The sequence below is a fragment of the Pseudoalteromonas sp. SA25 genome (genome assembly GCF_011378705.1).
GTDB lineage: Bacteria > Pseudomonadota > Gammaproteobacteria > Enterobacterales > Alteromonadaceae > Pseudoalteromonas > Pseudoalteromonas arctica.
On sequence record NZ_WTKV01000014.1, the window covers coordinates 63,809 to 77,062 of the forward strand.

10 protein-coding genes are annotated in these 13,254 nt (G+C 40.0%); 8 read left to right on the forward strand and 2 right to left on the reverse strand.

Annotation, left to right across the window (positions count from 1 at the left end; genetic code table 11):
• The first annotated feature begins 120 nt into the window (after window positions 1-120).
• The 8 genes from GQR45_RS12700 to GQR45_RS12735 all read left to right on the forward strand — a co-directional run bounded on the left by GQR45_RS12700 (window position 121) and on the right by GQR45_RS12735 (window position 9,019).
• The gene (locus tag GQR45_RS12700) at window positions 121-771 is read left to right on the forward strand and encodes a peroxiredoxin-like family protein (protein WP_007585680.1); all 651 of its coding nucleotides are present in this window, start codon (window positions 121-123) and stop codon (window positions 769-771) included.
• The gene (locus GQR45_RS12705) at window positions 771-1,538 is read left to right on the forward strand and encodes a haloacid dehalogenase type II (protein WP_010554072.1); all 768 of its coding nucleotides are present in this window, start codon (window positions 771-773) and stop codon (window positions 1,536-1,538) included. Before GQR45_RS12700 ends, GQR45_RS12705 begins: the two co-directional genes overlap by 1 nt.
• Window positions 1,539-1,764: 226 nt before the next feature.
• Window positions 1,765-2,373, forward strand: a complete 609-nt coding sequence (locus GQR45_RS12710; protein ID WP_007585675.1) for a PilZ domain-containing protein — start codon at window positions 1,765-1,767, stop codon at window positions 2,371-2,373.
• A 57-nt stretch (window positions 2,374-2,430) separates the two neighbouring features.
• Window positions 2,431-3,486 carry an agmatine deiminase family protein gene (locus GQR45_RS12715; protein ID WP_165726131.1) on the forward strand — a complete coding sequence of 352 codons (1,056 nt, stop codon included), beginning with the start codon at window positions 2,431-2,433 and terminating at the stop codon, window positions 3,484-3,486.
• Entirely contained in the window at window positions 3,483-4,376 is an 894-nt protein-coding gene (locus tag GQR45_RS12720) for a carbon-nitrogen hydrolase (RefSeq protein ID WP_024608294.1), read from the forward strand. The genes GQR45_RS12715 and GQR45_RS12720 overlap by 4 nt, the downstream gene beginning before the upstream one ends.
• A 59-nt stretch (window positions 4,377-4,435) precedes the next feature.
• Window positions 4,436-7,909 (forward strand): transcription-repair coupling factor, encoded by a 3,474-nt coding sequence (gene mfd / locus GQR45_RS12725; RefSeq protein WP_165726132.1) that lies wholly within the window; start codon window positions 4,436-4,438, stop codon window positions 7,907-7,909.
• Complete coding sequence (locus GQR45_RS12730) at window positions 7,909-8,745, forward strand: peptidoglycan binding protein CsiV (RefSeq protein ID WP_165726133.1); 837 nt, start codon at window positions 7,909-7,911, stop codon at window positions 8,743-8,745. The genes mfd and GQR45_RS12730 overlap by 1 nt, the downstream gene beginning before the upstream one ends.
• A 19-nt stretch (window positions 8,746-8,764) precedes the next feature.
• Window positions 8,765-9,019, forward strand: coding sequence for a hypothetical protein (locus GQR45_RS12735; RefSeq protein ID WP_007585664.1), 255 nt, complete (start codon window positions 8,765-8,767; stop codon window positions 9,017-9,019).
• 49 nt (window positions 9,020-9,068) lie between these two features.
• Here the strand turns inward: GQR45_RS12735 and GQR45_RS12740 are convergent, their stop codons facing one another.
• Together GQR45_RS12740 and GQR45_RS12745 are read right to left on the reverse strand one after the other, a co-directional pair.
• On the reverse strand, window positions 9,069-10,421 hold the full coding sequence (locus GQR45_RS12740) for a hypothetical protein (protein WP_007585662.1): 1,353 nt from the start codon (window positions 10,419-10,421) through the stop codon (window positions 9,069-9,071).
• Between the two features lie 104 nt (window positions 10,422-10,525).
• On the reverse strand, window positions 10,526-13,213 hold the full coding sequence (locus GQR45_RS12745; RefSeq protein ID WP_165726134.1) for a TonB-dependent receptor: 2,688 nt from the start codon (window positions 13,211-13,213) through the stop codon (window positions 10,526-10,528).
• Window positions 13,214-13,254: the final 41 nt, after the last annotated feature.

The following is a 13,254-nucleotide window of genomic DNA, read 5'->3' on the forward strand; positions in this document are numbered from 1 at the left end:
AGATGCCATTGTGCACTTTTCAATGTTTAACATTTTCGAATGAAGCTTTCAGTTTTGCAATGTTTATTTAAATATGTAAAACACTATAATTGCAAATAATCTAATTATTGAGGTTCAATCATGAGTTTAAAAGCGCAAATAGATGCCTATAACGTACAAAAAGATGCCAAGTTACCGGCTGACGTTTTAGCATTAATGAACACTACAAACGAAGAGCTTATTGCACAGCATATTAAAGACAATGCGTTGCAAATTGGTCAAAAGGTAGAAAACTTCAGCCTAGCCAACCATAACGGCGAAAACATTGAGCTTGCGGATTTATTAAAAAAAGGCCCGGTAATTATTAGCTTTTATCGTGGTGGCTGGTGCCCATATTGTAATTTAGAGCTAAAAGCACTTAATGACTACTTACCGCAATTTAAAACTCAAAATGCTCAGTTAGTCGCAATATCACCACAACTGCCTGATGAAACTCTCTCAACTGCACAAAAAAACGATCTTGAGTTTGACGTGCTTTCAGATGTTAGTAATAAAGTAGCTGAGCAATTTGGTTTATTGTTTACACTTGATGAGCGTATTCAAGCGTTATACACACAATTTGGTATTGATTTTGAACACTACTACGGCGATAAAAGCTTTAAATTGCCGCTACCGGCTACTTATGTGATAAACCAAGAAGGTGTTATTACATACGCATTTTTAAACGAAGACTACACCCTACGCGCAGAACCTACTGATATTATGGCAGCACTTGAATCGGAGAATAACTAATGTCTATTTTAAAATCGTTAAAAACACTTACTCTTTCACTACTTGTAGGCACAAGCCTTGTATCTGGTTATGCAGTCGCTGATGAACCAAAAGAACAAACAAAGCCCAAAGTGCTTATTTTTGATGTAAACGAAACCCTACTTGATTTAACGTCAATGCGTACCTCTATTGGTAAAGCACTAGGCGGGCGTGAAGATTTATTACCACTTTGGTTTTCGACTATGCTGCACCATTCATTAGTAGATACAGTAAGCGGTAGTTATCACGACTTTGGGCAAATTGGGGTGGCATCACTTCTTATGGTTGCTCAAAATAACAATATTGATATTACTAGTGAACAAGCTAAAACAGCTATTGTTACGCCTCTTTTAACGCTTCCTCCACACAGCGATGTTAAAGAAGGACTGGCAAAACTTAGAGCACAGGGCTATAAATTAGTAAGCCTTACAAATTCTTCAAACAAAGGTGTAAAGGCACAGTTTGAAAGCGCTGGTTTAATGTCTTACTTTGATGCACGTTACAGCATTGAAGATATTAAAATTTACAAACCAGACTTACGTGCTTATGAATGGGTACTTAAAAAGCTAAATGTAGCACCAAATGAAGCAATGATGGTTGCAGCCCATGGCTGGGATGTTGCTGGCGCAAAAGAAGCGGGTTTACAAACCACTTTCATTGCACGCCCAGGTAAAGCACTTTATCCATTAGCTAAAAAACCAGATCACGTTGTGAAAGATTTACATGAATTAGCCGCTCTACTTAAATAAGTATGCGCTGATGAATCAATACCCAAGCGGCCAATGTTAGGATGACATTGGCCGCTTTTTTATACCTAACCCTAATAATTTAGAATTTTAGTGTATTTATTTTCATAAAAAACATGTTAAAAAATTGAATGTAAACAAAGCATTTAGCCCGCTATGAGTTACTTTATCTGCTAGCAATTTAGTACTCACAACGCTACTATTAAATAAATACGTGGTGGAGAACATAATGAATAGTGAAAGATTAGGTGAGTTTGAGCAGTACTTTCAAATTAATGAAAGTATAAGAGTGAATTTATTCGCCGTATCGAACGGACAAGTTCCTAAATCGCAGCTTGAGCTAGAAGACGATATCCCCCCACTATTTAGATTAGCAAATGAAGTAAGTGAACTTGAGCAAAGCTCGTTACGCCCGCTGCGTAACTTAGGCGATATAGCACAAGAACTAGCTACATTTTTACAAGCGCAGTCACGTAAAATAGATTTAATAATGAGCCATATTTTGGCCTCAGAACAAGCCCAAGATAATGCAATTCAATGTGATAGCTACGGCGGGGGCGGTATTCGCTTTACATCACCCGAAGTACACTCAATTGGCCAAGCATTTAGAACAAAACTGTTTTTGCACCACGAAGCCTCTGCGGTTTATTGTTACACCGAAGTTGTGGCAGTAGAAAAACAAGATAGCGAACATTACCAATACACCATGCTCTTTACCGCAATTAGAACCACTGACCAAGAACTTATTGTTAGAGCGAGTTTACATGCTCAAACCCGTCAACTTAAAAAACGTCAAGAACTTGATCAAAACCAAGCCGACCTAAACAGTGATAATTAGCTGACATCTTTATGTAAAATGCTAAACTAGCGTCATCTTAATTAGTATATAAAATTCATGAACTTTAGACTTTTACCAGAATGGGCCGAGCAAGACGCTGTTATGCTTACATGGCCTCATAAAGACACAGATTGGGCTGATAATTTAGCACGTGTAGAACCTGTATATATTGAGCTTGCTAAGCATATAACAACGCAGCAACAGCTTGTTATTGTGGCGCATAATAGTGCCTTAAAAATGCATATTACAGCATTGCTAAATAGCGCTAACATCTCTCTTAAACGTGTTCATTTTGTAGTAACGCCTACCAACGATACCTGGGCGCGCGATCATGGTCCGCTTACTTGCGCCGCTATTGATTCACCAGAACAACTAAAAGTATATGATTTTACTTTTAATGGTTGGGGCAATAAATTTGAAAGCGCATTAGACAATCAAATTAATCGTACTTTGGTAAAAGAGCTAAGTAGCACAAACAACCAATATCAAGCGCTCGATATGGTACTTGAAGGTGGCGGTATTGAAATAAACGAGCATGGTGTGTTGCTAACAACCAGCGAATGTTTGCTTAACAAAAACCGTAACTCAGATTTAAACCCTGCTGACATAGAAGTACTTTTAAAAGAGCACTTGGGCGCAACACATTTTTTATGGGTTGATCATGGCTATTTAGCGGGTGATGACACCGACAGCCACATTGATACCTTAGTGCGCTTTGCTCCAAATAATACCCTTGTATATGTGCAGTGTGACGATAAAACTGATGAGCACTTTAGCGCACTTGATGCAATGGAAAAACAACTAAAAACCTTTAAAACTGCCGATAACACCCCATATAACTTAATTGAGTTACCGTGGCCAAAAGCCGCTTATGACGATGAGCAAACACGCTTACCGGCTACCTACGCTAACTACTTAATTATTAATAATACTGTGCTTGTGCCAACGTATAATGATGCCAATGATGAACGTGCTCTAGCACAAGTTCAAAAAGCATACCCACAACACACTATTATTGGCGTTAATTGCCAACCAATAATTGAACAATTTGGCAGCCTGCACTGTATTACAATGCAATTACCTCGTGGATTTTTAGCTGGAGCAGCACAATGACAAGCCCTGCAAAATTAACCGTTGCGTTAGTGCAACAAAGCAATACCGATAACGCTCAGCACAATATGGCAAAATCAATGAGTGCCATTCGTGAAGCCGCTCAAAAAGGTGCAAAACTGGTTGTACTTCAAGAGCTACACCGAAGCCTCTATTTTTGCCAAACCGAAAATGTTGACGTATTTGATTTAGCCGAAACCATTCCAGGCCCTAGCAGTAACGCCTTAGGTGAGCTTGCTAAAGAGCTAAGCATTGTTATTGTGGCCTCTTTATTTGAAAAACGCGCTACGGGCCTTTATCACAACACCGCGGTTGTATTAGAACAAGATGGCAGTATTGCGGGTAAATACCGCAAAATGCATATTCCTGATGATCCAGGTTTTTACGAAAAATTCTACTTTACCCCTGGTGATATCGGTTTTGAGCCTATTCAAACCTCGGTGGGTAAATTAGGCGTGCTAGTATGTTGGGATCAATGGTTTCCTGAAGCTGCCCGCTTAATGGCAATGGCAGGCGCTGAAGTGTTAATTTACCCAACCGCTATTGGTTGGGATCCTAACGACGACATTGCTGAGCAAACTCGTCAAAAAGATGCGTGGGTTATTAGTCAGCGTGCCCATGCTGTTGCCAATGGTGTACCAGTAATTAGCTGTAACCGTGTCGGCCATGAAAGTGACCCAAGTGCGCAAAGCGATGGTATTGCGTTTTGGGGGAATTCGTTCATTGCAGGCCCACAAGGTGAATTATTAGCTGAGGCTAATAATACTGATGAGCAAATTTTAGTTGTTGAAATTGATCAAAAACGCTCAGAAAACGTAAGACGTATCTGGCCGTTCTTGCGTGACCGTAGAATTGATCACTATAAAGACCTAACAAAAATATACCGAGACTAAGAAATCTTAACTCAAGATGGCTCTTACTTGCTAAGAGCCAACTATAAATGGAGTAATAAATGGCGTTTGAGCAATGGGCAGCCTTGCCTTGGGTAAAATCTCAAAAAGATAAAATTCAATGGGGCCAGCTAAGCGGAAGTGGTTTAAGTATTGCCATTGCTGAAGGCGTTAAACAACAAGACAACTTAGTCTTAATTGTTACGCCTGATACACCAAGCGCACTACGCCTTGAAACAGAATTAGAATATTTATTACCCGATAACCCAGTAATGGTATTTCCTGATTGGGAAACTCTGCCATACGATCACTTTTCTCCCCATCAAGATATTATTTCAGCCCGTTTAGCCACTTTAAATACCTTAAAAAAAGAACAACAAAGTGTGTTAATTGTGCCTGTATCTACCTTAATGTTGCGCACAGCCCCGGCCTCCTTTATTTACGGTTCAACAATAAACTTTAAAGTGGGCGACAAGCTAGACACACATAACTTTCGTGACAACTTAGAACAAGCTGGTTATTTAAATGTTCAACAAGTAATGGAGCACGGCGAATACGCTATACGCGGCTCTATCGTTGACTTATACCCAATGGGTAGCCCGCATCCATTTAGACTCGATTTTTTTGATGACGAACTCGACACAATTCGCTTATTTGATGTAGAAACGCAGCGTTCTGATGAAAAAGTAGATAAAATTGAGCTACTTCCAGCGCATGAATTTCCTACTAACGACGCTGATATTGAACGTTTTAGAATAAGCTACCGCGAAAAATTTGGTGCAAGCTCGCAGCAAGACTCTGTATACATGCAAGTAAGCAAAGGTAACTGGCCTGCCGGTATCGAATACTACATGCCGTTGTTTTTTGAAAAGCTAGCAACTATTTTTGACTACTTGCCAGATACGACAACTGTTATGCAGCTGGGTGATTTAGAGCACGCGGCAGACACCTTTTGGCACGATGTAAATGTACGCTATGAGAACCGCAGAGTTGACCCACTTCGTCCATTACTTGAACCCAATGCGCTTTATCAGCCTATTGAAGAGCTGTTTTCTAATTTAGGCAATTTTGCACGTATTCGTTTATCCCTTGCAAAGCTTGGTACTAAAGCGGGCAATAAAAACTTAAGCGTTAGCGAGCTGCCTGCTATTCGAATTGATCATAAGCAGCATGAACCTTATGCCGCGTTTATAAATTATGTAGCAGAGCAAAAAAAGAAAAAAGGCCGCATATTACTCAGTGTTGAATCCGATGGTCGTCGCGAATCATTACTGAGCATTCTAAAGCCAAGCGGTTTAAAATTTAAAGAATTTGAAACACTCGAACAATTTACAAAAAGCGCGAGTGATGTAGGTTTAATAGTAAGCCCGCTTGAACAAAGTGTCGTACTTGGTACTAAACCAAGCCTTTCTATTATTACCGAGCAAGAACTGCTTGGTATAAAAGTATCTCAGCGCAGACGCCGCAAGCACAAGTACGAAGCCAGCCAAGATGCGCTAATCCGTAATTTAGCTGAGCTTAAAGAAGGCCAACCTGTTGTGCATCTCGATCATGGTGTTGGGCGTTACCAAGGTTTGCAAACAATTGATGCTGCAGGTGTAATTACTGAGTTTGTTACGATTACTTACGCAAGTGAAGCTAAACTTTACGTGCCAGTGTCTGCACTGCATATGCTGAGTCGTTACTCTGGCGGTGAAGAAGCCAGCGCCCCGCTGCATAAGCTTGGCTCAGATGCATGGGAAAAAGCAAAAAAACGTGCGGCTGAAAAAGTTCGCGATGTAGCAGCCGAATTACTCGACATTTATGCACAGCGCCAAGCAAAACCGGGTAATAAGTTTACTCTAGACGCCCCTGCATATCGCCAATTTAGCGATAGCTTCCCGTTTGAAGAAACTGACGATCAGCGCAACGCCATAGAAGCGGTGTTAGGTGATATGCAATCAAAGCAAGCCATGGACCGCTTAGTGTGTGGTGACGTAGGCTTTGGTAAAACAGAAGTGGCCATGCGCGCTGCTTTTGTAGCGGTTAACGATGATAAACAAGTGGCAATTTTAGTGCCTACCACCTTGCTGGCTCAGCAGCACTATGAAAACTTTAAAGACCGTTTTGCTGATTTTCCTATTGAAGTTGGTGTACTTTCGCGCTTTAACTCCACTAAAGAGCAAAAAGACACGCTTGAGAAAATGGCAAACGGTAAGCTCGATATAGTTATTGGCACACATAAACTTATTCAGCATGACATTAAATTTAACGATTTAGGCTTACTCATTGTTGATGAAGAGCATCGCTTTGGTGTTCGCCAAAAAGAGAAAATTAAAGCCCTGCGTGCCGATGTAGACATACTCACACTAACTGCAACGCCAATACCGCGTACACTTAACATGGCCATGAGCGGAATGCGCGATTTATCAATAATCGCAACGCCACCGGCTAAACGTTTAGCGGTAAAAACCTTTGTACGCCAACGCGATGTAGAACTAATACGCGAAGCTGTACTGCGTGAAATTAAACGCGGTGGCCAAGTTTACTTTTTGCATAACAATGTGGAAACTATTGACCGTGTTGCGCAAGAAATTAGTGAATGGGTCCCTGAAGCAAGCGTCACCTCAGCCCATGGTCAAATGCGCGAGCAAGAGCTTGAGCAAATAATGACTGACTTTTATCATCAAAAATACAACGTGCTGGTATGTACCACGATTATCGAGACCGGTATTGATGTACCGACAGCCAACACCATTATTATGGATAGAGCCGATAAACTTGGCCTTGCGCAATTACACCAATTACGTGGACGAGTTGGTCGAAGCCATCATCAAGCGTATGCCTATTTACTCACAGGTGACCCTAAAGCACTCTCTAAAGACGCGAGTAAACGCTTACAAGCAATCGAATCGTTGGAAGATTTAGGCGCGGGTTTTGCCCTTGCTACACACGATTTAGAAATTCGTGGCGCTGGTGAGTTACTTGGCGACGATCAATCAGGTCAAATGCAAACAATCGGCTTTAGTTTGTACATGGAAATGCTTGAGCAAGCCGTAAATGCGCTACGTGAAGGAAAAGAGCCAACGCTTGAAGATCTACTTAAAAAACAAACCGAAGTAGATTTAAAACTGGCTGCACTATTACCTGATGATTACATACACGATGTTAATGCACGCCTAGGTATGTACAAGCGAGTTGCTAGTTGTGCTAACCTTGATGATATGGATGAACTACAGGTAGAACTTATAGACCGCTTTGGTTTACTGCCTGATGCCGCTAAAAACCTATTTAGCCTACAATTATTAAAAATGCAGGCAAGTAATTTAGGGATAACAAAAATTGAGGCAAATCCAAAAGGTGGTTACTTTGAGTTTAGCCAAGATACTAAGGTTAACCCTAGCTTCATCATTGGTTTGATACAAAGTGCGCCTAAGGTGTACAAAATGGATGGCGCAAATAAACTGCGCTTTGCAATTAGTGAAGCTAACGCTCGCGAACGCTTAAAAATGGTCACTGCAATGATTGCAGATTTCGAAAAAAAGGTTAGCCATTAATGTTGCTAAAAAAATCGCTAGTTATTTTATGCTGCTTGTTTAGCAGCACTGCATTTGCAGAACGCTGGTTTGAGGTTGAGGTGCTTGTATTTAAGCAGCGCCCTGCTCCGTATTTGCAAGAAGATTTTACACTTAAGCACAAAGCTATTGAGGATAAAAACTCTCTAGATTTAATGACCCCTCTTTATACAGAGCAAGCAATGCAAGCCTGTATAGATGGTGATGAGCGTTTTCAAAAACGCTCTTTTACCGACTCATTAGTTAATTCAAACCCACAATCGGGTGTATGCGGTGACAGTACAAACTACCTACAAAGCTACGATGAGCTACCTGTAACACCTCTAGCACCCGCTAAAGATGATATGCAGCAAACTTATTTATTAGCGCCAGAACAACTGCAATTTAAAGCGCAGTACCGACAGCTAGATCGCAAAGGATTAACACCTATTCTACATACTGGCTGGCGCTTTGAAGGCGCAATTAAATCGCGTGCTCCAAGTATGCATTTAATAGCAGGTAAACACCTTAAAAGTGATTCCAACGTAACCCCTAGCTATTTAAATCCTGATTTTGTAAGTTTATTAAACTCACAACCTGAACTGTTTAACGACCCAAACCAATCAAAAGCAGAATGGGAACTAGACGGTTTATTTAAAATACACTTACGACATTATTTATACATTACAGCTAATTTTGATATTAGCCAAAAACTAGAAAATGGCGATATAGAGTCAGCCCGCTTTTCTCAGTTTAGACGTGTAATAAGTGGTGAAGTACATTACTTTGACCACCCACGAATGGGCATGATCGTCCAAATCAGAAAATTCAAACATTAATACTAAGTAGGATATAACAATGAAAAAACTCCTTATCATCGCAGCTACACTAAGCCTTGCGGCTTGTTCTAAGGTAAGTCTTGAGAGTTACGAAAAAATCAAAGTAGGTATGGACAAGACTGAAGTTGAAACCATTTTGGGAAGTGCAGATAATTGTGTTGAAAAAACACTGCATACTAATTGTGTGTGGGGCGACGAAGCAAAAAATATCGAGATCACGCTAGTATCAAACAAAGTAACTTTATATAGTAAACATGGTTTAGCTAATAAATAAATTTAAAAAAGGGACTGATTTTATCAGTCCCTTTTTTAATTACTAAAATTCATTTTTTGGAGTAGATAAGCTCAATATTAACGATTTTACTACGATTTAACGTTATTTTATAGCGTTGGTAGAGTGTTCTATCTTCCTCAGTTAGCACAAGCACCATGTTAAGTTGATAGCGCCGTTCAACCGCCTGCTTAGAAATTTTATTACTATCTAAATGATATAACTTCCCTTCACCACGCTTTAAATAACGCGCAAATGGTGCAAGACTAAATTGCAGTGTTTGTTGCAGTGTATCGTAACCGGGTAAAAATTCTTTTGCACTAACACGTGTCTCACTTGCAAAGTGTAACCACTGCGCGGCTTGTTTATTTTGCTGACGACGCTTTGAAAAAATAGATCTAACTTCTTTAGGTATTTTTTTAAAGCGTGTGTATTCAAGCCAAATTAGCTGACTCGCTATTTTGTCTTTGGTAATACTATTTTTAAAACTAAATCGCCACTTAGGTCGCCCTTGTACAATAGCTCGCCAGATCATACGTGTAATGTCTTCTTTAAATATTTCACGTAGTCCGTAAATGACCCCCAAAATTAAAATAAGCGTCGCGGTGACTTCAGTAAACGTTGAGCGGGCATTAAGTATCACAACCATCACAAATGCCATGATAACAGCTGTTACAGTGCCTTTAACTAATCGTTTAAGGTAGCTGTTAAGAAAACGCGTTTGGCGCTGTAATATAACGCCATGCTCAATTAAACGTTGTAACAAGCGCATTTTATTTGTTATTCGATTTGCGTCTTGCATGGTGGTTTCAGAATTGTAGCTTTTCTCTGCTCGGTACGTATTTTCGTTTTTACAAAACTGCAGTAAATCGTTACGCTCTTTTGCATAATCGCTACTACGTGGGCCTTCATCTAAAAGCTTTAAAAATGATTGCTCAACATGCCAACTTAAATAGTTGTCAGCATTGGTAAAAAATGGAAGTAGTTTTTCGTCATCTGGTGTGTAGCGACGCAGCTTTTTTAAAAGCCCTTCACTTTGTTCATATACTTCGTTAGCGCGTTTATAAAAGTCTTCTGCTTCATCAATTTTTAACGCGTCTTTAATGTCGGCATCAAGGGCTAAACGCACTTGGTAACAAAATAAATTAAGGTTTTGACGGTAATCTTGCTGCTCACCTTTGTTTTTACTCACAAAACGGCTTCGTACTAATGGCAAGTGTATATTGTTAGCGTTGTAAGCTAAATGCGATTTAAAGTGGTTATTAAAGTAAGATTCTTCGGTAAGCGTTTGCGGATTAATCCCCATTTCATTAGGGATAGAAAAATACAGATCTATGCGCTGTTCAGAACGAGGAGTTAGTTCTGGTTCAATGACAAAAGATAAGTTTTCATCTTGTTTTAACAATCAGTTCTCCTTCTAAAATATCGTTTTAGTGTACTTGTCTCCTTTGTTTTGTTCAATAAAAAAGGCTCAGTAAATACTGAGCCTTAATACGATTAATGTGCTAGTTAAAGTTTAATATTGATACCAGCAAATAAACGACGACCTAATGTGTCATAAGTGTACGGGTCAGTATTTGAATCGTTATTACCTGAGTAGTACGGTGGCTCTTTATCAAACATGTTATTAACGCCTGCAGAAACAGTTAACACGTCATTGATCATGTAAGAAGCACTAATATCGTGATATACGATAGAAGGTGTTGTAGGAGCTAAACACGTGTCATCGCCGATACATGCAAAGCTATCCATCCCAGCAATATAGCGGGCTTCATATGTAGCATCCCAGTTGTCGCCTTTAACATTTAAGTTAAAGTTAGATTTAATGTCTGCGTAACCGCCAGCACCACCAGTGATAAAGCCTGAGTAATCTACTACTGCACCGGTATCAACAACATACTCATCTAAATAAGTTGTATCTAAGCCTGTTTTCCAGCTTAAACCTAATGCTTCAAATGCATAAGTAAGGTTTAAATCGATACCTGATGTTTTCTCAGAACCAATGTTACGTAATTGGTTGTTAAACACAATACGGCCATCAGCTTGGAATACAGCTGAGGTACTTGTACAAATTGCATTAGTGCTGCTATTTGCATTACCAATACATTGATCAACTACATATTGGTTGTTGTAAGTAGAAATAGCATTTTCAATTTCAATGTCGTAGTAATCTAACGTCATTGAAAAGCCTTCAAACCATTCTGGCTCATAAACGACACCAACAGTAAGCGTATCTGCTTCTTCTGGAGTTAAGTTGCTGTTACCACCAACTGTTACTTCAGCTTGGCTATCTGCACCTGGGTAACTAACTTGCTCGTACGATGGCGCATTACCAGAGTAAAGCTCATCAACTGTTGGAGCACGGAATGCTGTTGAACGAACACCACGTAGCATTAGTTCGTCATTTACACGCCAAGTTAGACCTAGCTTCCAAGTTTCGTCTGAACCGAACGTACTGTAATCGAATGCACGAACAGCTGCACTTAGCTCAACTGCATCAGCAAAAGGTGCATCAGCAAGTAATGGGATTGCAAATTCAACGTAAGCTTCATTTACATCAAATCCACCGCTAGTAGCATCAACGCGAGGATCATTACCTAAACCTTGTGCTGCTATTGAATCTGGTGTGTACCATGCTTTTTCTTGACGGTGCTCAACACCTGCCGCAAACGCAGCATAGCCAGCTGGCATTTCAAACATTTCACCTGAAAGTGATGCTGCTAAAATGAATAACTGACTACCACCTGAGTTTTGCTCTGTGTAAATGTAGTCTTGTACATTAGATAAAGCCCAATCAGCTTCCTCTAATGGGTTAAATGTTCCCGCTGCAATTGCTGTATTAATAGCAGAAACATTATGAAGGTTACTTAGTTTATCTACTGAGTCATTACGACCAAAGTTAGCAGAGAAATCCCAAGAGTAATCACTGATCACACCTTCTGCACCAACAACAATACGGACTGTATCTACTGTTTGAGATAAACCACGTGCACCACTTTCTGTCATACGACGACGGTAACTAATTTCATCACCGTAACCATAGTTAGTTGGTGTTGTAACATAATTACCATTAGCATCTTCTACAAACGCACCATCGACAACTTGGCGTTTATCATAAGTTTGGCTTAATAAGCTATCGCCCATGCTTTCATTATAGTTAAAACCAAAGTTAATTGGTTGCGGTGCTAATTGCTGCTCTGACCAACGTTTAGTGTAAGTAAACTCACTGAAAAGACTAGTATCGTCGCTTAACTCATAAGTTCCCATACCAGTAAGGTTCAAACGTTCCATTGGCGTGTATAAGTAGCTTTGTTCTGCGTAGTTATAAGCATCAGCTTCATCAGTAAAGCGATGTAAACTACCACCAAGGTTACTTAAACCGCTGTCGTTTGCCACACCTTGTTGTTCTACTTCACCATCACTGTTAGTAATACCAGCGGTGTTTACATTATAGATATGGCCGCCTTCACTAAATGATGAACCACCACAGAAAAGGCCGTTTTCACCTTCAAATAAAGGACAATTTGAAAATCCACGATCGCCTTGGCTAGCTTCGCCACGATTCGTGTACTGGGCGCCAAATACAATATTACCTTTATCGAATGAAGTACCCACTGTAAAGTCGATCGACGTTTCTGATGCATCATGCTTTGATGTCATTGCAGAATTAACGTTTAAATCTAAACCTTCAAAATCATTTTTTAGAATGATGTTCACAACACCAGCAACAGCATCCGTACCATAAACAGCAGATGCACCATCTTTAAGTACTTCAATCTGTTTAATCATAGAAACTGGGATAGTGTTTAAATCAACTGTAGAAGCTGCACCAGTACCTGAATTAATCATACGACGGCCGTTTACAAGTACTAATGTACGTTGCGAGCCTAAACCACGTAGATCGATTGATGCGTTACCACCAGAACCGTTATTTACGCCTGGGTTAGTCATAGCGCCGCCAGTAGCAGTCATTTGCTGAAGCACACTATCAACTGATGTAGCGCCAGAAGCTCTGATCTCATCTGCACCAATAAGTGTAACTGGGCTAGCGGTTTCCATGTCAGAACGCTTAATACGAGAACCCGTTACTTGAATTTTTTCGATTGATTTTACTGCTTCGTCAGCCGCTAAAACTTGCACACTTGAAAACATTGGTATTGCTGTAATTACAGCTAAGCCAAGAGTTGATTTTTTCATGAAAGAACCCTACTTGTTGAAGTTTACCTTTATTGGTAATG